Genomic DNA, 26,022 nt, shown 5'->3' with positions numbered 1-26,022 from the left:
CTCCTATCTCCAGTAATCAAAACGTTGTTCAATTTTTCTTAGTACCAATGTTAATACCGCTGTTAATACCAAGTAGAATACAGCAACTAGAATTAATGGAACCAATGTAACGTCACGTGCTGTGGCGATATTTCCGGCTTGCAATAAGTCACCGATACCAATTACGTATACCAATGATGAATCCTTAACTAGGTTAATTACTTCGTTTCCGATTGAAGGTAACACAATTTTGAAAACTTGTGGAATGATAATCTTACGAAGTGTTTGCCAACGTGTTAAGCGAAGCATCTTAGCACTTTCGAATTGGTTCTTTGGAATGGATTGAAAACCACCTCTAAAAATTTCAGCAAAGTAAGCTGCATAGTTTAAAACAAATGCGATTACAGCTGCTTCAAATCTTGGGAACACGATTCCGATAATTGGTAAACCATAAAAGATAAAAATCAATTGTAATAATAGCGGAGTTCCACGCATGATCCAGACATAAAATTCAAAGATTGCTTTGATAATATTCTTTCCGGTTAATGCTAGGGAAACTAAAATTCCTAATGGGATTGATAAAACGATTGTTAATGCGAAAATCTCTAATGTGGTTACCACCCCAGAAAATAGTGAAGGTAATATTTCTAAAATATATTGCATTAATTATTCCTCCTTTGATAAAAAAAAACGCCCTTTTAGCAATATGCTAAAAGGACGTTGAAAACGTGGTGCCACCTAATTTCCTATTCTGCTCGCGCAAAATAGCTCAGTGAGTCTATTGACTCGCAGATAACGGCTGCACCGGTTTATTCCTAATTACGTTCAGAATAACAACTCACAGATGTGAACACCTGCTGTAATTACCTAGCTTTCACCTGTTACTAGGATCTCTGTGAATTACATACAAATGCATTTCTGCTCAAAGTCTTTTGATAAATAATAAAATAACTTAATTTCAATCGTAAGTCAATAACAAAGTTTAGTTACGTTTAAATAAATGCTTAAACTTATCCCATGCACTTTCCTTTTTGACATCAATCTTCATCAATGGAACTGTTTCGCCTTCAAGTCTTCTAGCTACGTTTCTGTAGCCTTGGGCTGTTGGGTTGTCAGGGTTCATAACAATTGATTCACCGTTATTTGAAGTACTAATAACCTTGTCATCATCTAAGATGATACCTAATAAATCAATCCCTAAATGGGTGGTGATTTCATCAACATCCATGTAGTTGTCATCTTGCATCAATGATTTTCTGATACGATTAATGATTAATTTTGGTGTTTCTTGAAGTGGATGTTGTTCTAATAAACCAATTACTCGATCGGCATCACGAACGGCTGAAATTTCTGGAGTAGTAACAACGATTGCACCATCGGCACCAGAAACGGCGTTAATGAAACCTTGTTCGATTCCGGCTGGACAGTCAATAAAGACATAGTCAAAATCTGGTTTTAATTCATCAACAATGCTCTTTACTTGTTCTTCGTTTAGAGCTGTCTTATCAGTATTTTGGGCTGCAGGTAATAGATATAATAAGTCATCGAAACGCTTATCTTTCACCATTGCTTGAACTAGCTTTACTCTACCAGTTGCAACATCTACGATATCGTACATAACACGATTATCTAGACCCATAACAACATCTAGGTTTCTTAGACCAATATCTAAGTCAATCAAACAAACTCTTTTTCCCATCATTGCTAACGCAATTCCAATATTAGCGCTTGAAGTTGTCTTTCCAACTCCACCTTTACCTGATGTAATTACAATGGCTTTTCCCATTATTCAATACCTCCAATTCGATTAAAGAACTTTGGATTAATCTCTTTTAGATTCTTTATTTTACCATAACTTAGCACGTGTAGGTCGTTTACATATACTACTGTCTTTTCAGAATCCTCAATTGGACGATCCGCTACAATATCGTATTGTTCTCCTACACGAACTTGTTGTGCTGTATGTAAATTACCGATGATTAACTTACTTTCGTCATCAGGAAAACCTGCTTGAACAATTCCTTCGATAACTCCCATATTAAACACATTACCAGTGGCAATTAACTTTCCACCTTCATGAATCTTACCAAAGAATAAAACATCACCATCGACATTTACTTCTTGACCATTTCTAATCACTCTGCTCATCACTTCAACATTGTTTTGCGCCATGATTTTAGCAGATTCTTCCTTGGTAATAACGTTGGATAAAAAGTTATCGATAACTAGATTTTCATAGTCATCAACTAACTTAATGATATCATTTTTATCTTCTTCTGACATCAATCTGTTACCCATCTGAACATTCAAATGTAATTGGTCTTTGCCTTTTTCACTTTCTTCGCCAAGGCCTTCTAGTAGTTGTTTCAAATCAACTAGGATTTCTCTCACACTAGCTGTTTCTTTTAGGATTAACTCATATCCATCTTTGGTTCCTTTAAGTACTACAGATTGCATTTATAGATACTCCCTCTTATCTCTTTTATTACTCTACTCAATTCGATCAAATAATACCCCGATTGGCACGTACAAAATTAAGAATAACACTGAGTTAAACAATACAGTTGGAATCACTGCATGAATTAAAAAGTACCCAGCTGCCATGTTAGTAGCATTCATTAAACGATTTAATCCATAAGCCAAAACATTGATTAGTGCAATGTTAAACGCAAATGAAAATAATCCGGTCACAATGTTCATTGGTAAGAAACGATATAGCTTTCTACCGATGATGATTGCGATTGGGAAGACAATTACGTACACCCCTAATATCCCGGTATAGAACAAATCAAACAATAATCCGGCAATGGCTGCCCATATTTCAACGTGTTCATTTGTTCGATTAATGAAGTACATACCAAAGAATAACCATGCAAATGTAATGCTTGGGACTAGTATATATTTTCCATATAGAAGGTGACTAAAAATTAATGAAATTGATCCATCCAAGAACAAAGAAATGAACAATCCAATTATGAAAACGTATCTAATTGGTTGGTGTTCTCTCATCCTAATCACCCCTATGATGTTTTATCTACAACTGTAACAACTTCTAGATCATTCATGCTTGCTGGAGTTTGAATGTATAACTTAGTAGCAGTTCCATAATCATCAGTTGTTACCTTTGCAACTTTACCTACGTAAATACCCTTTGGTGTAATTCCACCAAGACCATTTGTAGATACTTTGTCATTTACCTTAATCTTAACCTTGGTATTTAAATGACCAACGATTAATTGACCAGTCTTTCTGTCATAACCATTAATAATTCCGTTAACAGTTTCACCCTTTGAATTGGTAGCTTCAACTGGGAACTTGTTATCAGAATCAACAGTGTTAGAAATTAGTTCTACTTTACTGTTACTGTTATTAACTTCGATGACGCGTCCAATCAATCCCTTAGCGCCAAGAACGGACATGTTCTTCTTAACACCAGCAGATGAACCCTTGTTAATAACAAATTGGTCGTTCCATGCTGATGGAGTTCTAACTAAAGCTTCAGCAACAATTGGATTGTAATCAGCTAAACCACTTTTAATCTTAAGTTCACGTTTTAGTTGATCATTTTCGCTTTGAATAGCTTGGTCTCTAACCTTAGTTGCTGTAATTGTTTCTACTTGTGCTTTTAGCTTTTGATTTTCTTTGTATGTGTTAATTAGATTGTTTACTGTTTCACCAGCATGTCTAACTGAGTTTGCAGGAACAGCGACAGTCCAACTAGCAATCCCTACCACGTCATTTCCAAAACGTTGGATAAATGGTGGCATTGATTTGTTATTTCTGGTTGAAACAGAAACGGAAATAAAACCTAAACAAATAATAAAAATCAAAATGGCAGTTAACCACTTTCGATTGGAGAAAAACTTACGCATTTTTCAATCCTCCGAACTAGTAAATAAGCGGGAAGATAACCTCCCCGCTTATTTAATCTATTTTCTCTTCATAATATCAATGCTCTTTAATGATTCACCAGTTCCGATTGCAACACAATCTAGCGGGTTCTTAGCGATTGAAACTGGAACCTTAGTAGCTTCTGAAATAACTTGTGGTAAGTTCTTCAATAAAGCACCACCACCAGTTAAGACAATACCATGATCGATAACATCGGCAGAGATTTCTGGAGATGTTTCTTCAAGGGTTTCCTTAACAGTTCCAATGATTTCTTGAATTGGTTCTGAAATAGCGTTTGCTACGTCTTCAGCAGTAATTTCCACACTCTTTGGTAAACCAGTTAGTAGGTATCTACCACGAATAGTAACGTTTTCGATATCTTTAGCACCTTCAATTGAAGCTGAACCGATATCCCATTTTAGCTTTTCAGCAGTTCTTTCACCGATTAATAGGTTGTACTTCTTTCTGATGTAAGCGGCAATTGCGTCGTTTAGACGATCACCGGCTACACGAAGTGATCTACTTGATACGATACCACCTAATGAGATAGTAGCAACATCAGTAGTACCACCACCAATATCAACAACCATGCTACCAGTTGGGTCCATGATTGGTAGACCTGCCCCAATGGCAGCTGCAAAAGGTTCTTCAATTACGTAAGCATCCTTTGCACCAGCAACACGAGTTGCATCGATTACGGCTCTCTTTTCAACAGCAGTAATACCACTTGGTACACAGACCATAACGTAAGGCTTACCTGAAGCATGTCCTACGGTCTTGTTAATGTAGTATTTTAGCATTGTAACAGTAGTTTCGTAGTCAGCAATTACCCCATCTTTCATAGGTCTAATTGCAGAAATACTAGCAGGAGTACGACCAATCATATCTCTTGCTTCTTGTCCAACTGCAACGATTTCTCCAGTTTTTGTATTTTTAGCAACAACTGAAGGTTCTCTTAACACAATTTCTTTACCATCAACGTAAACAATTGTGTTGGCAGTTCCTAAATCAATTCCAATATTTTTAGTTCCAAATCCAAACACAGTTTTTCATCCCTTCATAATTACATTTGGCTGGCTATTTTTAATTTCACCTTTTTTTGCATACTTTCTTAGTATACCATAGTTATTTTTTAATTTTTAATAACACTCTCTAGTGTATACGATTTTGCAACATTTATCATTAAAGAATTTAAAATTTAACAATTTTTTATTCTAATTTGAATAATTTTCGCACATCTGAGATGAAATATAGCGATCCAGTGATTAAAATCATGTCATCTTCAGACATTTCACCAGCAGTTTGAGCAATTGCTTGTTTCCAATCATCGATAACAGACACCGGATTTTTGGCCTTAATTTGACCACTTATCTCATCCACATCCACACTTTGTCTTGAACCGTATGCCTCAAACTTAGTTAATACTAAATGAACATTCTTAATACTACCTAAAATATTCAACATATCCATGTAATCTTTATCAGCTAAGATACCAATAATGATGTAAATTTCGTTTGATGAGAAGTCCTTAGTTAATAACTTCTTAATTTCGTTTACGGCATCAATATTGTGGGCGCCATCTAAAACAACAAGTGGTTGGTCGTTAACCCTTTCAAAACGACCTGGCCAAGTTGTCTTGGCAATCCCACTTACGATTGCTGAACTTTTTACCTCTTTGCCCTTATCTTGTTGATGTAAAACATATGCCTTAATCGCACATGCTGCATTATGGGGTTGAAAAAAACCTAGCAAGCTGGTCTTGATGTTTCGAACCAAATTGTCATCGTCTTCATAATCAAATGATTGTTGCCAGTTATTGTTCATGACTGGTTTAGAAGTATTAAATTCACTTCCGTAAGCATATAGCGGCGCATCAAGTTCTGCCGCCTTATTCTTAAAGACTTCCATCGCGTCGTCATCGACCTTACCAATTACAACCGGACGATTTTGTTTAATAATTCCCGCTTTTTGACTAGCAATTTTTGGAATCGTATCACCTAATAGCTTCATGTGATCCATCCCAATCGTTGTAATCACTGAGACAGTTGGTTCAAACACGTTGGTAGAGTCCAAAATACCACCAATTCCGACTTCGACAATCACAACATCGACTGGATGCATGGCAAAGTATAAGAACATCATAGCAGTGATAATTTCAAACTCAGTGGGACCACCGCCCGGTATTGTCTCATCCATTTCTTCAGCAATTGGTTTAATCTTTTCCACTAATTCAATTAATTCGTCGTCTGAAATCGGGTCACCATCTACACTAATACGTTCATTGAACTTAATTAAAAATGGTGACGTGAATGTTCCGACGGTTTTATGGTCTGCTTGAAAGATATTTCTAAGGTAGGCCACCGTCGAACCCTTCCCGTTGGTTCCAGCGACATGAATCGCATTAATGTCTTTTTGTGGATTACCTAAACGGTTTAAAAGGTCCTTGATAATGTCTAAACTTGGATGCTTTTTGAACTTATATCTACCATGGATAAAGCTAAGTGCTGTTTCATAATCCATCTTTGTCATCCCTTCAAAAAAGAGCCGGGCCAATATCGCCCGACTCTTTAATTAATCTAAATTACTTTTGACTCTTAATTTCTTCTAGTCGTTGCTTTGCAGCATCTAACTTAGATTGGTTATCAGCTTGCTTTTCTTTTTCAGCGTTAACAACTTGTTCTGGAGCGTTGTCAACAAACTTCTTGTTAGCAAGTTTCTTTTCGGCACGTTGTACCTCAAATGTGTAGTTTTCGATTTCCTTTTCGATTCTAGCGATTTCTTCATCTAAATCAACTAGTTCGGCTAAAGGAATACTAATTTCAGCATCAGTCATGATTCCAGTCATAGCTAACTTAGGAGCTACAACATCTGAACCAATTGATAATTCCTTTGGATGACAGAAACGATCGATGTAATGCTTGTTTTCTTCGAAGATGTTCTTCAAGTCGTCATTATCAGTCTTAATCAATAAATCGATTGATGATGACATTGGAGCATTAGCTTGTGATCTGATATTTCTAACTACCTTAATCAATTCAATTAATGCAGCCATATCTTTTTCTGCCTTAGCATCCTTGAATTCGTCATGGTTAACTGGGTATGGAGCAACCACGATTGATTCACCTTCATGAGGCATTGTTAACCAAATCTTTTCAGTAACAAATGGCATCATTGGGTGCATTAGTTTCAAAATCTTGTCTAATGTGTAAGCTAGGATATTTCTAGTGTTATTCTTAGCCTTTTCATCGTCACCAGTTAGAGTTTCTTTACTCATTTCAATGTACCAGTCACAGAAGTCATTCCAAATGAAGTCGTATAATGCACGGCCAGCTTCACCAAAGTTGTACTTTTCAAAGTGATCAGTAACTTGGTTTACCACGCTGTTTAACTTGCTTAGAATCCACTTGTCTGCTAGGTTCCATTCTGAAGAATCAGGTAATTCTGGTTTTTCCATGTCACCTAGGTTCATGATTACGTAACGACTAGCGTTCCATAACTTGTTAATGAAGTTCCAAGCAGCTTCAATCTTTTCGTAACTGAAACGAACGTCTTGTCCAGCTGTGTTACCAGTAGCTAAGAACCAACGCAATGCGTCAACCCCGTACTTATCGATAACATCCATTGGATCAATACCATTACCAAGTGATTTACTCATCTTACGGCCTTGTGCATCACGCATTAATCCGTGAAGTAAAACATCCTTGAATGGACGACGGTCTGTAAATGTTAAACTTTGGAAAATCATTCTTGATACCCAGAAGAAGATAATGTCGTAACCAGTAACTAAAGTATTAGTTGGGAAGTAACGTTTGAAGTCTTCTGAGTTTTCATCAGGCCAACCTAAAGTTGAGAATGGCCATAATGCAGATGAGAACCAAGTATCTAGAACGTCTGGATCTTGTTCCCAGTTTTCAGCATCCTTAGGAGCTTCCATTCCAACATACATTTCACCTGTTTGCTTGTTGTACCATGCTGGAATTCTGTGACCCCACCATAGTTGTCTTGAAATAACCCAGTCATGAATGTTATCCATCCATTGAGTGAATGTGTTTTCAAAACGTTCTGGCACGAAGTTAACCTTATCATCAGTTGATTGGTTCTTAACTGCGCGGTCAGCTAGTGGTTGCATCTTAACGAACCATTGAGTTGAAAGTCTTGATTCAACTTGGACACCGGTTCTTTCTGAGTGACCAACTGAGTGAACAATTGGGTCAATCTTTAGCATGTAACCTTGGTCTTCTAGGTCAGCAACCATTGCTTTTCTAGCATCAAAGCGGTCCATACCAACGTACTTGCCGGCATTTTCGTTCATAGTTGCGTCACCGTTCATAGTGTTAATACGTTTTAAGTCATGTCTGTTACCAACCTTGAAGTCATTAGGGTCATGAGCTGGAGTAATCTTAACCATACCAGTACCGAATTCAGGGTCTACATATTGGTCGGCAATGATTGGGATTTCTCTTTGTACTAGAGGAACCATAATCTTCTTACCAACGATGTCTTTGTATCTTTCATCACTTGGGTTAACAGCTACGGCAACATCCCCAAACATAGTTTCAGGACGTGTAGTGGCAATTTCAATGTAATCTTTACCATCAAAAGTAGTACCGTCTACAAATGGGTACTTAACATGGTAGAAAGCACCTTTATCATCTTTATGAATAACTTCGATATCTGATAAAGCAGTTTGTGCTTGTGGATCCCAGTTGATAATGTATTCACCACGGTAAATTAAACCTTGGTTGTATAAATCAACGAAGACCTTACGAACAGCTTCTGATAAACCATCGTCTAAAGTGAAACGTTCACGTGAGTAATCAAGTGAAAGTCCCATCTTAGCCCATTGTTTCTTGATAGTTGCTGCGTATTCGTCTTTCCATTCCCAAACTTTGTCGACAAACTTTTCACGACCTAGATCGTAACGAGAAACACCTTGGTCTCTTAACTTTGCTTCAACTTTAGCTTGAGTAGCGATACCAGCGTGGTCCATACCAGGAACCCATAGAGTATCGTATCCTAACATTCTCTTTTGTCTGATTAACATGTCTTGTAGGGTTGTATCCCATGCATGTCCTAAGTGAAGCTTACCTGTAACGTTTGGTGGTGGTAAAACGATTGAGTAAGGTTTTGCCTTCTTGTCACCACTTGGTTTGAAAACGTCTTGTTCTAGCCATTTTTCATAACGACCTGATTCAACGGCGTTATGGTCATACTTTGTAGACATTTCAGTTTCTTTTGCCATAGTCCATCCCTCCAGTAAATAAAAAGAGCACTCCATCCAATAGGACGAAGTGCTCGCGGTACCACCTAATTTAAAGCATTAAAAAAATACTTTCTCTTAAATCCAATTAACGATGGCCCGTTCATATCTAAATTATCAATATCAATATGAATGCTCACAAGCTACCTTCATTTTGATAACGGAAAGATGTCTCACCTAATCATCTTTTCTCTGATACTCATCATCAAAACTACTCTCTTGATCTTCGCATTTGTAATCTATATTGATTATATTAGACAATTTTTGGAAAATCGTCAACTCTATTTGTTTAATTTTTCAACAACTGCTAGAGCTTCTTTGAAATCTGGTTGTGAACCAATTTCTTCAACAACTTGACGGTAAACAATTTCACCATTGGCATCGATAGCAAAAACCATACGTGCTAATGCGTCAATTTCATTAACGTAAGTACCTGACTGATTACCAAAGTCTGTGTCAGCATCTGATAATAAGTGCATGCTTTCAACACCCTTAGCTGCACACCAGTTACTTTGTTCTTCAACTGAGTTCTTTGAGATAGTGTAGAATTCAACATTTTCGTACTTGTCAGCGTTTCTGTTGAACTTCTTAGCTTCTAGACTACATACTCTTGAGTTAACGTCTGGAACAGTTAAAATCAATGCTGGCTTGCCGATGAAGTCCTTGTTAGTGAATTCGTTGTTGTTAGAATCTAGGACTTTGAAATCTGGTAGTGATTGCCCCTTATCCATTGGTTCTTTGATAGTTTCTACTGGTTTGTCTAAAAATTTTAATTGCATGTTATAAATCTCCTTAATTGGTAGTTGCTAGTTATTTAAAATACAACTTACACGATTGATTTGCAAGCAAAAAGAAAAGAGACCATCAATAAAGATGATCTCTTTTTATAGATTATAGTAATTCAGCGAAAACATCTTCTTGAGCATTCAAGAATTCTTCCCCTGGTTTAATGTCGATAATCTTAACTTTATCTAATGAACGTTGCATTAGTCCTTCAACATCAATTAACTTTTCACATGCTCTAGTCTTTTCTAAATCAGGCTTAGTCTTTGGTGCAGGAGGAGTAAAGACAGTACAACAGTCTTCAAATGGCATAATTGATAGGTCGTAAGTATCAATTCTTTCAGCAATCTTAATGATTTCTGTCTTATCCATTGAAAGTAATGGTTTCAATACCGGAACAGTAGTTACGTCATTGATTGCCATCATGCTTTCAAGGGTTTGCGATGCTACTTGACCTAGTGATTCACCAGTAAAGACACCCTTACAGTGTCTGTCTAGTGTCAATTTAGCAGCCAATCTTAACATCATACGACGTTGGATAGTCATTAAGTATCCTTCAGGAACCTTTTCCTTAATTTCTTCTTGAATTTCGGTAAATGGAACTTGAATGAATTGAATGTTACCACCAAAACGAGTCAACTTAGCAGCTAATTCTTTTGCCTTAGCTAATGCTTGTTCACTTGTGTATGGAGGACTGTAGAAGTGAACCATATCTAACTTCACTCCACGTTTCATTCCCATGTATGCTGCAACTGGTGAATCAATTCCACCAGAAAGCATCATAGTAGCACGTCCACCAGTACCGACAGGTAATCCACCGGCACCATCAATGGTTTCACTTGATAAGAAGATACCGTTCATACGAACTTCAACTCTTAACTTGATGTCAGGGTTCTTCATTTGAACCTTGATACCATCAACGTTGCTCAAGATGTATCCACCTAAAGCATCGTTAATGTCGTGAGTGTCCATTGGGAAATGCTTGTCTTGTCGACGAGTGTCAATCTTAAAGGTCATACCATCTTTGAATTGGGCTTTCACCATTTCAACGGCGGTTTCTTTAACCTTATCGATATCCTTTTCTACCTTAATTGAAGGAGAAAAGTTTTCAATTCCAAAAACATCCTTTAAACGTTCGATAACCTTATCTGAGTCATCACCGTTCAAAGTAACGTGCAAACGATCTCGCTTAGCACTTACCTTTAGGTTTTCGAAATCATGCAACACTCTGTCAACGTTCTTGCCTAGTTGCTTAATGAAGTCTTTACGGTTCTTACCCTTTGTGGATAATTCACCGTATCTGACCATTATTTCAGTATATTGCATTCACGGATTTCCTTTCTATGAGTTAATCTTTTTAAATCTTTCGTAAAGTTCGTCAAAGACTTCGTTAAAACGATCTGCTTCTTCCATTGTGTTATGTTCATCTAATGAAACACGCACAGCACTAGTTGCTTCATCTTCATCAACCTTCATAGCTGATAAAGTACCTGAGGCAACGTGACGTTTAGAAGAACATGCACTTGTAGTTGAAATAAAAATTCCATGACTTTCAAAAGCATGAACGATAGTTTCACCACGAACTCCTAAGATTGCAAAACATAAGATATGTGGTGCAAAGTGTTCGTTATCCTTTGAGAAGACCTTTACTTTATCAAATTTAGAAATATGTCCTAAAATATTTTGCTTGATTTTACGTTGTTTTGCAACCTTTTTATCTTCATCATCTAATAATAGACGTAAAGCACGGGCCATTGCGGTAATGGCAGGTAGATTTTCTGTACTACTTCTTAGGTTACGTTCTTGCCCCCCACCGGTAATTAATGGAGCAATCTTCTTACCACTTCGTTTGTACATAAAACCGACACCTCTTGGTGCGTGGAATTTATGGCCTGAGAAAGTAGCAAAATCAACACGATCATTGAAAATCAAGTCTTGGATACCCTTCCCAATTCCTTGAACTGAATCAATGTGGTAACTGATGTTAGGATAATCCTTTAAAAGATCCCCGACTTCTTTGATTGGTTGAATTGCACCGATTTCATTATTTACAGCCATGATAGAAACCAAAATTGTACTTGGTCTAATGGCTTTCTTTAAATCATCGACAGAGATACGTCCTTCATCATTCACTGGCAAGTAAGTAACTTCAAAGCCCAATTGTGTTAATTGTTCAACGGAGTTCTTTACTGCAGGATGTTCAACAGAACTTACGATAATGTGATTTCCGTAGGCACGCTTTTCAAAGGCAGTTCCCTTGATTGCCCAGTTGTCACCTTCTGTTCCACCACTGGTAAACAATATTTCACTTGGTAAAACACCTAGTAATTTAGCAATTTGTGCTCTAGATTGTTCCAACAAATTGAATGATTGTTCACCGAATTGATGTAAACTAGATGGGTTTCCCCAAAATTCTTTGCTTACTTTATCGTAAGTTGCTACAACAGAATCATCTGGTTTCGTTGTGGCACTATTGTCAAAGTATATCATTATTACCCTTCTTCATTTTTGGATTTGTCCGACTCAACTATATTTGACATTATAACAGAAAAAAAGAAGTAACGTTTGAATGACATCAAAGTTACTTCTTTATTTTATTTGGTTGTTTTCTTTTCGTTATAGTATTCAGTTTCCATTTGCTTGTAAGCACCTGGATTAACCTTTTCGATTGCAGCAGCCATAGTAGCTAGACTCTTTTCGTATTGATAACGATTATCAAAGTAGTCCTTAGCTTGTGCACATGCAGCGTTTAAATCTTCGTTGGCATTCTTATAACGGTTGGCGAATTGCATCAAACGTTCTGATAGCATTGCACTATCGACAATGTTTTCAGTATCGGATAACAAGTGATCCATTGTGTCTGAGATGTTAGCCAATTTTTGGTTAATCTCATCCATACTAATCTTCACTTGATTGATTGATGCTGATAAGTTTGAAACTTCGTTGTATACGTAATCATAACGTTCTAAGAAGTCTTCAGTTAACCCAGGAAGGTTTAGGTTATCAATTCGTCTTCTGATGTTTAATAGTTGTAAATCAAACTTTTGAAGACTATCTCTAGCAACTCTTTCTTCCTTGCTTAGTTCAGCAACAGAATCATTGATGTCTTTTTGTTGTTTTTCAATTGAGCTTAGTTCTTGCTTAGCATCTTGTTGATGTTTTTGAATGACAGAATATACAGCCTTGTTACCGTTGATTGCATCGTAATCATTGTTGTAGATTGTTTCAATCTTACTAATCTTGTCAGCTAATTCAGCAGTGTTTTCAATTTCATCATGTTCTAGATTATAGTTCTTGCTTAAACCTTCTAGTTCATCACTTAAAATGCGGTTTTGGTTCTTAGCATGGAAGATAAAGTCATATACCAAGCTAATGTTTTTCTTAACCTTACGCTTGGCAACGATTTCTTTTTCCATGATGGCATACATTGAATCAATTGTTTCTTCAATATATGTGCATGTCTTCTTAGTTTCTGGGATATCTAGTTGAGCTAGTGACTTCAATCCTTCTTGGCATGATTCCTTTAGGGTATTGATGGTGTCATCAATATCATCTTCAACAAAGTTGTAATCAGTTTGAATCATAGTACGATGACCACGTTCAATTTCATCCAATTGTCTTGGGAATTCCTTTGATAATGAAACGTATGTATCAGGAATAATCTTCATTAATTCATTCATTTCATTGATCAAATTGTTAATCTTACCAAGTAATTCTTCTGCTTTGTTTTGATCACCATTTTCAGTTTCAGCAACGAATTCTTCGTAAACACCTTTGATAGTGCTTAACTTATCTTCAAGCTTGTCGCTACTTGGACCAAATGAGTAGTTTTGTGATAGCAATTGTTGGTTAATTTCTCTGATGGTGTTATCAACATCTTCAATCGCCTTACGGTGTAAACTGTCAACTTCTTGTAGTTCACTTAGGCCATCGTGAATGTCGTTTAACTTGCCATCCACAACTTCGATTGCATCCCCCAGGTCACCAATAGTAACGCTGGCTGATAATAGCTTGTAACTATTAAGGAAATCTTCTGCATCACTCATATCACTTCTGATACTTGTTAAGTCTGAATTGGTAATTTTTTCATATTGTTCTTTGTATTCATTAAATTTGTCGAAAGATTCACCATTTAATTTAATTTTACCAGTTGCTTCCAACTCGTCTCCGACCATTACGTCCTTTAGATTAGCCTTTTGCTTTTCCAGACCGTCAAGTCGTTTAAATAGATTCTTTCGATAAAAGAATGTCGCTAACAGTAGTATTACAAGAACTACTATTATGAAAATAACCAAATCAATCATTTTGACATCTGTCCCCTTACAACTTTTTATTTTAATCTAATTTTTATAGCATTAAACATTTGTATTTTTAATATTTTAATAATAAACTAATTAACTATATTCAATTATATCATACGAGATAATTATTAAAATACCTAATTATCAATATATACAAGGGAGTTTTCAGTTATGAAAATCAATTCAATGTTAGCACAACAGTTAGACGCGTTGTTAACCGATGAACACAACAACGTTGCCAACATGGCAAATGCCTCTGCACTACTAATGCAAGAACTTCCAGATGTTAGCTGGACCGGTTTTTACACATATGTAGATGATAAAAACGAATTAATCTTAGGCCCCTTCCAAGGTAAAGTCGCTTGTGTCCACATAAAAAATGGTAGCGGTGTTTGTGGTACTGCATTTGATAAGAGCGAAACTATCCGCGTAGAAAACGTAAATGATTTTCCTGGTCACATTGCCTGTGATTCAAATAGTAAATCAGAAATTGTCATCCCAATTGAAAAGGATGGAATCAGATTTGGTGTCTTAGATATTGACGCCCCTATCTTTGATCGTTTCTCAAAAGAAGATCAAGAAATGCTAGAAGAATTTGTAAAAGTCTTTGAAAGCCACATAACCATTGACAATTAGTGGTAATAATCATACAATAATTTTTGTGTAAAATAATGCAGCAGTACACGGTAAGCTCGTCAACATATTGATGCCTTAATGGTTCAATTAGTACCCCCCACGGCTGCTGGGGTGAACATTGCAGAGCAATATGCACGAATACTAAGTGTACAGTGATTATTTTACTCCAAATAATAATTTTTATTGGAGGATATTTTTATGTCTAGATATACAGGTCCAAGTTGGAGAATTTCTCGTCGTCTTGGTATTTCACTTTCAGGTACTGGTAAAGAATTAGCTCGTCGCCCATACGCACCAGGTGACCACGGTCAAGGTCGTCGCGGTAAGCTATCAGAATACGGTACTCAATTGAAGGAAAAGCAAAAGCTACGTTTCATGTACGGTTTAACTGAACGTCAATTCTCAAAACTATTCGTTCGTGCGGGTAAGATTAGAGAAGGTCGTCACGGTGATAACTTCATGGTATTACTAGAACGTAGACTAGACAACGTTGTTTACCGTTTAGGTTTAGCAACTACTCGTCGTCAAGCTCGTCAATTAGTTAACCACGGTCACATCACTGTTGATGGCAAACGTGTTGACATTCCTTCATACGAAGTAAAAGTTGGTCAAGTTATTTCAGTTCGTGAAAAATCAAAAGACCTACAAATCATTAAGGAAGCCGTTGAAGCTGTTGTTGGTCGTCCACAATACGTTTCATTCGATGCTGACAAACTAGAAGGTTCTCTAACTAGATTACCTCAACGTGACGAAATGAATGCTGATATTGATGCATCACTAATCGTTGAATACTACAACAAGCTATAATTTCTGGTTATACTTGTTGCTCCAAAAAAGCGCTTTGCATTTGCAAAACGCTTTTTTTCTACCCTCTTTTAATTAATGATAAAATAGTACTAAGACATAAATGAAAAGGAGCAATTAATATGAGTGAAGATGATGTAAGCAGTCGTTTAGAACAATCATCCATGGGTGGAACTCCAAAGGTTAACCCGGATGAACAACGTAGATACCTAGGTACTTTTAGAGAACGAGTTTCTCTAGCAATCCAAATCAAGGATCTATCAAATCCAAACGCGGTCAATGCCCTTCAAAAGGAATTTGATAATAATAACAGCTACCAACTAATCATTAATGGTAACTTAGATCACGATGTTGTCTCCCCTTTTATTAGACTAGCATCACAAAATAACATCAAATTCGTTATTAGAACTGACTCATTCTATCGTACTGCACCCGATAACTACGGTGTTGTCTACGCCAACAGTCAATCAATTAACGTTAACCCAGTTGATTTCGAAGAAAAGTACAATCAACAAGATACAACCACAGATTCATCAAATGATTCTGATGATAAACAAACCAATCAATCATTTTTTGGTAAGTTAAAAAATATATTCAAATAAAGGTGATGATAAATTGCATCCATTAGCATACCGTATGCGTCCGAAGAAAATCGAAGACGTTGTCGGCCAACAAGACTTAGTCGGTCCTGGTAAAATCATCGATCGAATGGTAAAAGCCAAGATTTTATCATCAATGATTCTATACGGACCTCCTGGAACAGGTAAGACCAGTATCGCCAGTGCGATTGCTGGTTCAACTAAGTATGCATTTCGTCAATTAAATGCAGCAACAGATACAAAAAAAGATCTACAGATTGTCGCTGAAGAAGCCAAGATGTCTGGAACGGTCGTCTTACTACTAGATGAAATTCATCGTTTAGATAAAACCAAACAGGACTTTCTATTACCATTACTGGAAAGTGGTAATATCATCCTAATCGGTGCAACTACCGAAAACCCATACATTAATATCAATCCCGCCATTAGAAGTAGAACCCAAATCTTTGAGGTGCACCCTCTTAATGAAGATGATATTAAATCAGCTGTCAAACGTGCTTTATCCGATAAAGACAACGGTCTGGGTAATATGAACATCGACTTAGCTGAAAATGCATTACACTTCCTATCAACCAGTACCAACGGTGACTTGAGAAGTGCTTTAAATGCGTTAGAACTAGCAGCTAAGTCCACTACTGAAGACGACGACGGTATCATTCATATCTCGTTAAAAGATGTGGAATCTTGTCTTCAAAGAAAAGCTTTAACACAGGATAAAAATGGTGATGCTCACTATGACGTTGTTTCCGCTTTTCAAAAATCAATTCGTGGATCGGACGTTAATGCCGCCCTTCACTATGCTGGCCGTTTGATTGAATCCGGTGACTTAAATTCCATTAGTCGCCGTTTAATGGTTATAGCATATGAAGACGTGGGACTAGCTAATCCAGCCGCTTGTGCTAGAACCGTTTCTGCCATCGAGGCGGCCAACAAGGTTGGTTTCCCTGAAGCCAGAATTCCGCTAGCCAATGCCATTATTGAATTATGCCTATCACCAAAATCAAATACCGCAATGCGTGCGATTGATGCGGCGATTGCTAAGATTCGTACTGGTAACTACGGTGACATCCCTGATCACCTAAGGGATAGTCACTACTCAGGTGCTAAGAAGTTAGGCCATGGTGTTAATTATAAATACGCCCATGACTATCCAAACGATTGGGTGAAACAACAATACCTACCTACTAAGATTAAAAACGATACTTACTATGAACCAAAAACCAATGGTAAGATTGAAAGTACGTTTAAACAACAATACGAAAAACTACTTCACGCACAACGTGATAAATAGGAGTCTGCAATGTTAATTAGAATTCTAGTATTATTAGCGACAGTTGTATTATTCACAATTGGTCGTTTCCTTTTAACCCATACAGATAAACCCTTCATGATGCTACATCCTGAAAATAATCAAACATTGGGTAAAATCGTAAAGTTCTTTGGGATTGTCTTTTGCGTTCTAGCTGTCTTTTCAGCAATCGCAATTTTTATTCCAAATATTTTTTTCGTTACAACTATCATGGTAATAAGTTGTATAATGTTATTGGTGATGGAGTTAATGTTACTTACCTTCCTTACCAAGTAAATAGTTTGAGGTGAAAGAATATGTTACAAGATTACAGTCAAATTATGATTCCAATCGATGGTTCAAAAAACTCAAAGTTAGCATTTAATAAGTCAATTGAAGTTGCCAAACACAATGATGCTGACCTACACATCGTGCACGTAATCGATACGCGATCATTCACTAACCTAGCTAATTTCGACTCATCAATGTTAGATGACGTTACTAGCCGTGTTAAAGATTCACTGGAAAAATACTTAAAGAAAGCTCAAGACGCTGGAATTAAGAATGTTGATTATACAATCGAATATGGTGCTCCTAAATCCATTATTTCAAGAGATTTAGTGGATCGTTTCGATACTGATTTAATCATCATCGGTGCTAACGGACAAAGTGCTGCTGAACGTTTATTAATTGGTTCAGTTGCTTCATACGTAACTCGTGTAGCAGAATGTGATGTCTTAATCGTAAAATCAGACTTAGACAACAAAGTACAAAAATAAACAAAAAGACCTGGATTAATATCCAGGTCTTTTTTTATTCGACTGTCCAATCGTCGTTGACCGACAATGGATTATTTTCACTTAAAAACTGTTTCCAGTATTCAAAAACACCGTTGGGTTGTTCTAGCTTATCAAATTTGATATCAATCCCCTTACTTTCAATACCGACAATGCTGCGGTAAAAGGCACGGCATGATATCTCCTTTAAATAACTAGAATCACTCTTTAAGTCCAGTGTTGTACAAATTGCATCGAGTTCACGGTATAAAATCAAGAACTGCATATCCTCAATGTCTGATCTACTCATTTGTTTGGTCAATTCAATTGTCTCGACCACATATTGATAAGCAATGGTGAATTTATTCATCGCAAAGTAGTCAATCGCAAGCATCCCCATAATCACCATCTTTTGCATGCTAACCTCATTTTTGTCGTAAAAGTCATAGTTCAGTCTTTGGAGTTCATCAACCGATGCACTGTAATCTTGCTTACTAAGTTGAACTGCTGCATGAATAATTTGGAAGTACTTGATGTCTTCTTTATCTTCTAGGTCATCTTCATACTTATCTAACTTTGCCTGTATCTCATCTGGAATACATAGTGCTGCACAAAATGGAATACTATTAATTTCGTAACTGGCTACTTTTTTCTCGTTTTCAATTACCTTATCAATATCTAGTAACAATATCTTACAAATGTTTTTGACCACATATAGACTAATTTGGTGGTCATAGCTACCGTTTTCAATCTGACAAATCACAGGTTGAGTACAAGCAACTTGTTTCGCTAATTGGCATTGAGTTATCTTTAAACTTTTACGTCGCTTCTTGATTAAAGTGCCGTTAATATTCATTCTAAAATCCTTTCTTTGAATCACGCTTTAAAACTATCATTTAATTCCTTATGTCTAAAACAATCTATTTCATGATCATTAATCACCCCTACTGATTGAAAATATGAATATAGTGTTGTTGGTCCGACACGTTTAAATCCGGCATCTTTAAAACGTTTAACATATGGTTTAATGAACTCTTTAATGTCATCCTTATTGTTATCGTTTAGTCCATCCATCTGAATAAAATCAAATGGTTCCCATGTTAATAGAACTAAATCGTTATTCATGCAAGCTTTGGCATTTTGAATTGTGGCAATTATCTTGGCACGATTTCGAATGATTGCCTCATCGTTCATCAATCTTTCAATATCCTCATCATTAAACTGGCTAATTTTTTGAACATCAAAGTCAGCGAAATCGTCTCTAAAAGCTTCTCTTTTACGCAAGACTGTCGACCATGATAACCCAGCTTGAAAAATTTCTAGTGTTAAACATTCAAACAATTCAGATACTTGTTTCTTTAGAACTCCCCATTCCTTATCGTGATAAACTAACATTTCTGCGCTATCGCTAGCCCATGCACATCTTTTCATATTTCATAATTCCTTTCGGTGATTTTTACTCTATTACATACGTATAAAAACACAAATTTTTTCGGTTAATTTAATACTTTCTTAAACAATTTTCCAACAAAAAAAGAGATAATCCAAATGATTACCTCTTTTTAATTATTATGATAATGGTTTGAAATCGTGAATGATGTTGTTTCGACGATCAAATTCTTTGTAAGCTAGGTCGATTAATCTATCAATTAGTTCAGTGTAACTGATACCTGAAGCTTCCCATAGTTGTGGGTATAGACTAATGTTAGTGAAACCAGGTAATGTGTTAACTTCTCCTAGGTAAGGAACACCTTCCTTAGATACTAAGAAGTCAATACGAGCTAGTCCCTTTAGGCCTAATGCTTTGTATCCGCGTAATGCTAAGTCAGTGATTTCGTCTGATAGTGATTCTGGAATATCAACTGGAATATCAAACTTAACTTGGCTAGCATCAACGAACTTGTTGTCATAAGTGTAGAACTTGTCTTCCTTAGGAACACGGATTGCACCAACTTGAGAAGCGATTGGTTTTTCGTTACCTAAGATTGAGATTTCTAGTTCTTCTGGACCATTGATTGCTTGTTCAGCTAGGATCTTGTAGTCATATCTGAATGCATCCTTTAGGCCGTCTTCAAATTCTTGTTCGTTTGTTACCTTGTGAATACCAACTGATGAACCTTGGTTAGCTGGCTTCAAGAAGATTACGTCACCGAATTCAGCTTGTAGTTTAGCGTAAGTGAATTCGTCTTGGTTGTCAGGAGTAATCAAGTGGTAGTTTGTGTTTCTAACTCCTGCAAGGTTTAACATCTTCTTAGTAATGTCTTTATCAAAGCCCATTGCTGATTCCAAGATACCACTACCAACGTATGGCTTATGTAGTAGTCTTAGAAGACCCTGGATAGTACCGTCTTCACCCAAGTTACCGTGAACGATTGGGAAGAATACGTCAATATCCTTAGTCTTTGATAAGTTTTTAATTGGGGCCAATGGATCTGAGAAGTCTAAGTTATTAACAGCTTCTTCAACCACAGCATCTTCAGGTTCACCATCAAACACACGGTGTGATGATTCATTATCTAAGATAATTCCTGTCTTAGTAATTAAGAATAAGCTAATATCGTACTTATCTTTATCCATCGCATCATAAATGTTATGAGCTGAACGTTTTGAAACATCATGTTCTGATGAATCTCCACCGAAAAGTAATGCTAAATGAGTCTTTTTCATCATTTTATACCGTCCTATCAATAATTCTTTGAAACTACATTATAACATGGTTTTATAGATTAAAGAATTCTTTTTTATCTTTTTACTTGTTCTAATTTGGTGAATAATAAATTAAATAATGCTGCAATAATAGCTAAAACGATTGTGAATCCAATCAATGGATATGGTCTAGGAACTTTTACGCCAATGGAAAAAATGAAGTTCAAAATTGCATCCCCATTGATACGAGCATAAAATCTACTAATTATTCTTTGTGAACTATATTGAGTTAATAAATTAGTAAGAAACATATAACAAACTACCCCAATGGAGTAAAAAATTGATTTACCAATCTTATTCATTAAAGATGTCATAGTTCCAAAAGTATTCATCACAATGAAAATGAATAGCAATACAACATAGTCCGTAATAAACATTGAAATTGATTGTGCAAACACATTACTAAACGCTTTACCATAGGCCTGGTAATACAAGTATGTTTCATTAGGTCCCATCCCCATGTTTATGAAACTAATAATCACGTTAACTACATTAACGATAAGAGCTGCTTTGGCGATAAAAAACAGCTTAGCTTTCCAAAATGTCTTACGTGAAACACCATTTTGCATTGCCAATTTAAATCGTCCGTAATTGAAACTAATTCCAACCATTGTAACAACGGTAATGATATAAGGTGCCATGAAAAAAGTTTCTTTGAATTGATATTCAAGGGATCGTGCCCCATCTGCTGATAAAAGACCGAATAGGATATAAACAACAGAAACGACTAATCCATACCAAATGTATGGAATAAAATCATGACAGTATTGATTTGCAAGTGCTTTTGTCTTCACTATAGTCTCCCCCTATCCATAATATATACTAGTAGTTTTTGTAGTTTCATTTTTTCAATATCAACGGATGCTGGAACTTCTTTATCAGGAAGTTGATCCATAAAGTGAACGGTCTTGTAACGACCTAATTGTTCTTCATCCAATACCTTAACACCATCAATGTAGCTGTTAACATCTTCTGCTGGTCCAGAAACACTGTATGATCTAGATGATACTTCATCGATGCTTCCGTTCATCTTAATTACTCCGTCTTGAAGTAATAGTACGTGACTGATAATGCGGTCGATTTCATCGATAATGTGGGTAGAAATGACGAAGGTTCTTGGATTTTCACTGTATGTTTCAATCAAGTTGCTTTGGAATACTTCACGGTTTCTGGCATCCAAACCTAATGTTGGTTCATCCAACATGATAAACTTACAAGGCACACATAGTGAGATGATGATTTTAACGATTGATTGGTAACCGGTAGATAGCTTGTTAAGCTTTTGGTTAATATCTAACTTAAATTCCTTAACTAGCTTTTCTTGCAGGTCCACATCATAGTCTTGATACATTGATTCAACAAAAGAAAAGATTTGAGAAACCTTATCTTTTTTTGTGTACATATCATCTTGATTCATGAAGTAAATTTCGCTTAAAGCTTCGTCATTTTCATGAACATCCTCGCCATCAAAAAGGACTTCTCCCGCTGATGGACGATTATAATCAGCAATCATACTCATTAGAGTTGATTTACCGGCTCCGTTTTCACCGAACAATCCATAAATTTCGTTTTCTTCTAAATTAAAATTAATTTCATTTAATAGAGGTTGCTTTGCAAACTTGAAATGTTTAGCTAAATGTTTAACTTCGATCTTGCTCATTGTCGTACCCTCTCTTCACTAGTGTTAAAATATCGTCTTCAGATAGATGCAATTTCTTTGATTCATTGATTAGATTCAAAATGTAATCATTGTAGAAATGTTCCTGTCTTTGCTTAATAATTATCTCTTGAGCCCCTTGCTTCACAAAGGTTCCACGTCCACGACGTTTTTCTAACAAATTATTATTAACCAACATGTTCATCCCCTTAAGTACTGTTGCTGGATTAATCTTAAATTGTTTTGAAATTTCAGTCGTAGATGGTACTTGCGCACCTTCTTGGAAAGCTCCGGTAAAGATTGCATCCTCTAGTTGAGTGGCAACCTGAATAAAAATTGGCTCCGGACTATTAAAGTCAAATTGCATCTTTTTCACCGCCTATCTTTGGTTAATTACTTATGTAACTAACTATAAAGTCAAAACTACAAAAAGTCAATAAAAAAAAGCGTCTCAGACGCTTTTTTATTAGTAGTTCTTAACTGGTAGCACAGAACCTTTGTAATGTTTTTTAATCCATTCTTGAGTTGATTTAGATTGTAAAACCTTAACCAATTCCTTGATGTCTTTTCTGTTTTGATCACCATTTCTAACGGCAACAATGTTGAAGTATGGTGAGTTCTTTTCAGGCTTTTGTAGAGCAATTGCTTGCTTGTCTGGTTGTAAACCACCTTGAACTGCGTAATTAGAGTTAATTGCCACAGCGTCACCTTCACCATTATTGTAAATCAATGGCATAATCTTTGGTTCGTATCCAGTTTGGAATACCAAGTGTTTTGGATTAGAAGCAATATCGCTGAAGTTAGCTTGAGTGATATTGACACCCTTCTTAATCTTAATTAAACCGTTTTGTTGGAATAATTGAAGAATACGACCGTAATCAGGTGCATTACTACTTACTAAGATGTGAGCACCATTTTTAAGGTCTGAGAGCTTTTTGTACTTCTTGGAGTAAATACCAATTGGTTCCAAGTGAACAGCCCCTACGTTTACTAAATGGCCATCATATTCCTTATTCCATTGATCTAAGAACGCTGGAGTTTGGAAGTAGTTAGCATCTAGTTGTTTTCCGGCTAATGCACGGTTAGGTAGCACGTAGTCTTGGAAAGTAACGATATCTAACTTAATGCCCTTTTTTCTAAGTTCTGGTTCGATATGACGAAGAATTTGTGCATGGGGAATGTTAGATGCCCCAATACGAATTGTGTTCTTTGCCTTGTAGTTACCAGGACCTAGTAGTAGTAAAACGATGAATAAAACAACGATTCCACCAAAGGATAAAAGCTTTTTCATTTTAATATCCCCCTTATAGTGTACGTTTGTCGATTTTCTTAACTAGTAAGTCTCCAACTGTTTGAACGATTAGAACAATAATTAAAATAATAACGGTTGCCACTAAAGTAACAGTGTTGTTATTTGATTGGAAACCATCCAAGTATGCTAGGTAACCTAGACCACCAGAACCAATAGCACCGGCCATTGCAGTGTATGAAATCAATGAAATGGCAGTAACAGTTGCTCCGGCAATCAATGCTGGTGTACTTTCTGGAAGTAATACCTTAAAGATAACGTCCCAGTTAGTACCACCCATTGATTTAACGGCTTCAATTACACCATCATCAACTTCTCTAAAGTTAGCTTCAACCATTCTTGCGTAGAATGGAGCAGCTGAAATAACTAGTGATGGAATAGCGGCCTTAGGTCCGATAATGGTACCTACAAGGTCCTTTGTGAATGGTAATAGTAATACGATTAAGATAATAAATGGAATTGATCTGAACACGTTAACTAGGAAAGATACTACCCAGTTGATAATCTTCCAGCCAAAACCAGACTTGTTACGACTTTCAAATAATAATAGTCCTAAAATAATTCCTAATACAGCAACAATGATCATTGATAAAGCAGTCATCCAAACTGTTTCCCATGTTGCTTGTCTCATTGCACTCCAATTAACGTTATTGAATTGAAAGTATGATTGAATTCCTTGATTAGCCACGGTTAATCACCTCTGCTTCCACGTTTACTGATTTCAAGTATTCAACGGCCTTGTTTTGGTCTTCAGGAGTTCCTAGTAGTTGTAGAACTAGTGAACCGATTGAACCACCTTGTGTTTGATGAATACTTCCTTCAACGATGTTTAATTCTAAAGAATCAAATTCGCGAATCATTTGGGATACAACTGGTTGTTGTGATTGAGTACCCTTGAAGGTTAACTTAATCACCATACCATTTGGATAGTTCTTAATGATTTCGTCGACGGTCATGCTCAAGTCCTTAGCGTTTGGATTGTCATCTTCGTTAACGAAACGCTTAGTGATGTCTTGTTGAGGGTTTTGGAAAATGTTGTAAACATTACCAGTTTCAACAACTTGACCATCTTGCATAACAGCAACTTTTGAAGCTGTCTTTCTAATGGCATGCATTTCGTGAGTAATCAAAAGAATAGTTAGGTTTAACTTCTTGTTGATTTCTAGTAATAAGTCCAAAATTTCATCGGTTGTTTGTGGATCTAGCGCACTAGTAGCTTCATCAGAAATAAGAATTTCTGGGTCATTAGCCAATGCTCTGGCAATCCCAACACGTTGTTTTTGTCCACCAGATAGTTCTGAAGGATAATCGTTTTCACGACCCTTTAGACCAACTAATTCAATTAGCTTTTCAGCCTTTTGATGACGTTGTTCTTTATCAACACCAGCAATTTCTAGTGGTAATTCGATGTTTTGTTGGATAGTTCTAGACCATAGTAAGTTAAAATGTTGGAAAATCATACCAACCTTCTTACGTTGTGATCTTAATTCCTTGCTACTTAATTTCGCAATATTCTTACCATTAATTTCGATAGAACCAGAAGTTGGGGCTTCTAGACCATCTAACATTCTAACAAGTGTTGATTTACCGGCACCAGAGTATCCGATAATACCAAAGATTTCACCGTCGTTAATCTCTAGGTTAACGTCTTTAACAGCTGTTAGGATGCTTTTATCAAGTTTGTATTTCTTATTAACATTCTTAAATCTAATCAAACTGTTTCTCCTCACTTTCAAATAAAAAAGCCTTCCGCACCTACTGAATTAACAGTAAAGGACGAAAAGCTCGTGTTACCACCTTTTATTCACCATTGCCTCACGACAATAGCCTCATAAGTATCTTTAATACTTCAGCAATATAACGTTTGCCAGACGATGTTAGTTTATCCCAAATTTCGCTAACTGATTATTTATCAAGACCATATTCGGTAACTACAAATAACTCTTTTTCACCAACCGAGCTCTCTGTGATATTCATTAATTACTTACTCATCTTATAATCAAATTTTAATAAAGTATACAATTATTTAATGT

26 protein-coding genes and 1 other annotated feature are annotated in these 26,022 nt (G+C 36.3%); of the genes, 5 read left to right on the top strand and 21 right to left on the bottom strand.

Annotated elements, in window-relative coordinates; all coding sequences use genetic code 11:
• Nucleotides 1-3: 3 nt before the first annotated feature.
• The 12 genes from RZ55_RS02500 to RZ55_RS02445 form a co-directional block, all read right to left on the bottom strand.
• Complete coding sequence (locus tag RZ55_RS02500) at nucleotides 4-642, bottom strand: amino acid ABC transporter permease (RefSeq protein WP_034532127.1); 639 nt, start codon at nucleotides 640-642, stop codon at nucleotides 4-6.
• A gap of 319 nt (nucleotides 643-961) precedes the next feature.
• Complete coding sequence (gene minD, locus RZ55_RS02495; protein WP_034534331.1) at nucleotides 962-1,765, bottom strand: septum site-determining protein MinD; 804 nt, start codon at nucleotides 1,763-1,765, stop codon at nucleotides 962-964.
• The gene (locus RZ55_RS02490; RefSeq protein ID WP_034534333.1) at nucleotides 1,765-2,436 is read right to left on the bottom strand and encodes a septum site-determining protein MinC; all 672 of its coding nucleotides are present in this window, start codon (nucleotides 2,434-2,436) and stop codon (nucleotides 1,765-1,767) included. The genes minD and RZ55_RS02490 overlap by 1 nt, the downstream gene beginning before the upstream one ends.
• 33 nt (nucleotides 2,437-2,469) lie before the next feature.
• Nucleotides 2,470-2,988, bottom strand: a complete 519-nt coding sequence (gene mreD, locus RZ55_RS02485; protein ID WP_034532121.1) for a rod shape-determining protein MreD — start codon at nucleotides 2,986-2,988, stop codon at nucleotides 2,470-2,472.
• Between the two features lie 11 nt (nucleotides 2,989-2,999).
• Nucleotides 3,000-3,851: a rod shape-determining protein MreC gene (mreC, locus tag RZ55_RS02480; protein ID WP_054483195.1), complete on the bottom strand. Its 852-nt coding sequence runs from the start codon at nucleotides 3,849-3,851 to the stop codon at nucleotides 3,000-3,002.
• 57 nt (nucleotides 3,852-3,908) lie between these two features.
• The gene (locus RZ55_RS02475) at nucleotides 3,909-4,913 is read right to left on the bottom strand and encodes a rod shape-determining protein (RefSeq protein ID WP_034532118.1); all 1,005 of its coding nucleotides are present in this window, start codon (nucleotides 4,911-4,913) and stop codon (nucleotides 3,909-3,911) included.
• 166 nt (nucleotides 4,914-5,079) lie between these two features.
• Nucleotides 5,080-6,390, bottom strand: a complete 1,311-nt coding sequence (locus RZ55_RS02470; protein WP_057175676.1) for a bifunctional folylpolyglutamate synthase/dihydrofolate synthase — start codon at nucleotides 6,388-6,390, stop codon at nucleotides 5,080-5,082.
• Between the two features lie 61 nt (nucleotides 6,391-6,451).
• Nucleotides 6,452-9,112 (bottom strand): valine--tRNA ligase, encoded by a 2,661-nt coding sequence (locus tag RZ55_RS02465; RefSeq protein WP_057175675.1) that lies wholly within the window; start codon nucleotides 9,110-9,112, stop codon nucleotides 6,452-6,454.
• Nucleotides 9,113-9,149: 37 nt separating this feature from the next.
• Nucleotides 9,150-9,366 (bottom strand) — a binding site (T-box leader).
• A gap of 45 nt (nucleotides 9,367-9,411) precedes the next feature.
• Nucleotides 9,412-9,909 carry a thiol peroxidase gene (locus RZ55_RS02460; protein WP_057175674.1) on the bottom strand — a complete coding sequence of 166 codons (498 nt, stop codon included), beginning with the start codon at nucleotides 9,907-9,909 and terminating at the stop codon, nucleotides 9,412-9,414.
• 112 nt (nucleotides 9,910-10,021) lie between these two features.
• Nucleotides 10,022-11,239, bottom strand: coding sequence for a tRNA uracil 4-sulfurtransferase ThiI (gene thiI, locus RZ55_RS02455; protein ID WP_034532110.1), 1,218 nt, complete (start codon nucleotides 11,237-11,239; stop codon nucleotides 10,022-10,024).
• Nucleotides 11,240-11,254: 15 nt separating this feature from the next.
• Complete coding sequence (locus RZ55_RS02450; RefSeq protein ID WP_057175673.1) at nucleotides 11,255-12,403, bottom strand: cysteine desulfurase family protein; 1,149 nt, start codon at nucleotides 12,401-12,403, stop codon at nucleotides 11,255-11,257.
• A 104-nt stretch (nucleotides 12,404-12,507) separates the two neighbouring features.
• Complete coding sequence (locus tag RZ55_RS02445) at nucleotides 12,508-14,217, bottom strand: septation ring formation regulator EzrA (RefSeq protein WP_081034489.1); 1,710 nt, start codon at nucleotides 14,215-14,217, stop codon at nucleotides 12,508-12,510.
• 168 nt (nucleotides 14,218-14,385) lie between these two features.
• On the opposite strand from RZ55_RS02445, the gene RZ55_RS02440 reads away from it, so the two are divergent.
• The 5 genes from RZ55_RS02440 to RZ55_RS02415 all read left to right on the top strand — a co-directional run bounded on the left by RZ55_RS02440 (nucleotide 14,386) and on the right by RZ55_RS02415 (nucleotide 18,320).
• Nucleotides 14,386-14,850, top strand: a complete 465-nt coding sequence (locus RZ55_RS02440) for a GAF domain-containing protein (RefSeq protein ID WP_057175671.1) — start codon at nucleotides 14,386-14,388, stop codon at nucleotides 14,848-14,850.
• 198 nt (nucleotides 14,851-15,048) lie between these two features.
• Complete coding sequence (gene rpsD / locus RZ55_RS02435; RefSeq protein ID WP_034534348.1) at nucleotides 15,049-15,657, top strand: 30S ribosomal protein S4; 609 nt, start codon at nucleotides 15,049-15,051, stop codon at nucleotides 15,655-15,657.
• 119 nt (nucleotides 15,658-15,776) lie between these two features.
• Entirely contained in the window at nucleotides 15,777-16,256 is a 480-nt protein-coding gene (locus RZ55_RS02430; protein WP_057175670.1) for a YueI family protein, read from the top strand.
• Between the two features lie 34 nt (nucleotides 16,257-16,290).
• Nucleotides 16,291-17,544 carry a replication-associated recombination protein A gene (locus RZ55_RS02425; RefSeq protein WP_057175699.1) on the top strand — a complete coding sequence of 418 codons (1,254 nt, stop codon included), beginning with the start codon at nucleotides 16,291-16,293 and terminating at the stop codon, nucleotides 17,542-17,544.
• A gap of 314 nt (nucleotides 17,545-17,858) precedes the next feature.
• Nucleotides 17,859-18,320, top strand: a complete 462-nt coding sequence (locus tag RZ55_RS02415) for a universal stress protein (protein WP_034532101.1) — start codon at nucleotides 17,859-17,861, stop codon at nucleotides 18,318-18,320.
• Between the two features lie 34 nt (nucleotides 18,321-18,354).
• On the opposite strand, the gene RZ55_RS02410 is transcribed toward RZ55_RS02415, so the two are convergent.
• The 9 genes from RZ55_RS02410 to RZ55_RS02370 all read right to left on the bottom strand — a co-directional run bounded on the left by RZ55_RS02410 (nucleotide 18,355) and on the right by RZ55_RS02370 (nucleotide 25,704).
• Entirely contained in the window at nucleotides 18,355-19,173 is an 819-nt protein-coding gene (locus RZ55_RS02410; RefSeq protein ID WP_034532100.1) for a helix-turn-helix transcriptional regulator, read from the bottom strand.
• Between the two features lie 20 nt (nucleotides 19,174-19,193).
• The gene (locus tag RZ55_RS02405) at nucleotides 19,194-19,748 is read right to left on the bottom strand and encodes a DNA-3-methyladenine glycosylase I (RefSeq protein ID WP_057175669.1); all 555 of its coding nucleotides are present in this window, start codon (nucleotides 19,746-19,748) and stop codon (nucleotides 19,194-19,196) included.
• A gap of 138 nt (nucleotides 19,749-19,886) precedes the next feature.
• Complete coding sequence (locus RZ55_RS02400) at nucleotides 19,887-20,987, bottom strand: D-alanine--D-alanine ligase family protein (RefSeq protein ID WP_057175668.1); 1,101 nt, start codon at nucleotides 20,985-20,987, stop codon at nucleotides 19,887-19,889.
• A gap of 71 nt (nucleotides 20,988-21,058) precedes the next feature.
• Complete coding sequence (locus RZ55_RS02395; RefSeq protein WP_057175667.1) at nucleotides 21,059-21,817, bottom strand: hypothetical protein; 759 nt, start codon at nucleotides 21,815-21,817, stop codon at nucleotides 21,059-21,061.
• On the bottom strand, nucleotides 21,817-22,683 hold the full coding sequence (locus RZ55_RS02390) for an ATP-binding cassette domain-containing protein (RefSeq protein ID WP_057175666.1): 867 nt from the start codon (nucleotides 22,681-22,683) through the stop codon (nucleotides 21,817-21,819). The genes RZ55_RS02395 and RZ55_RS02390 overlap by 1 nt, the downstream gene beginning before the upstream one ends.
• On the bottom strand, nucleotides 22,664-23,047 hold the full coding sequence (locus RZ55_RS02385; RefSeq protein WP_054483177.1) for a GntR family transcriptional regulator: 384 nt from the start codon (nucleotides 23,045-23,047) through the stop codon (nucleotides 22,664-22,666). The genes RZ55_RS02390 and RZ55_RS02385 overlap by 20 nt, the downstream gene beginning before the upstream one ends.
• A gap of 99 nt (nucleotides 23,048-23,146) precedes the next feature.
• Nucleotides 23,147-23,971, bottom strand: a complete 825-nt coding sequence (locus tag RZ55_RS02380) for a MetQ/NlpA family ABC transporter substrate-binding protein (RefSeq protein ID WP_054483175.1) — start codon at nucleotides 23,969-23,971, stop codon at nucleotides 23,147-23,149.
• 13 nt (nucleotides 23,972-23,984) lie between these two features.
• The gene (locus tag RZ55_RS02375) at nucleotides 23,985-24,620 is read right to left on the bottom strand and encodes a methionine ABC transporter permease (protein ID WP_155368161.1); all 636 of its coding nucleotides are present in this window, start codon (nucleotides 24,618-24,620) and stop codon (nucleotides 23,985-23,987) included.
• Nucleotides 24,621-24,669: 49 nt separating this feature from the next.
• Complete coding sequence (locus RZ55_RS02370; RefSeq protein WP_057175665.1) at nucleotides 24,670-25,704, bottom strand: methionine ABC transporter ATP-binding protein; 1,035 nt, start codon at nucleotides 25,702-25,704, stop codon at nucleotides 24,670-24,672.
• Nucleotides 25,705-26,022 lie beyond the last annotated feature (318 nt).

Source organism: Apilactobacillus kunkeei (assembly GCF_001421115.1).
Taxonomy (GTDB): Bacteria; Bacillota; Bacilli; order Lactobacillales; family Lactobacillaceae; genus Apilactobacillus; species Apilactobacillus kunkeei_F.
Note: the sequence above shows the minus strand (reverse complement) of the source record. Positions and strands in the feature narration are given on the sequence as shown.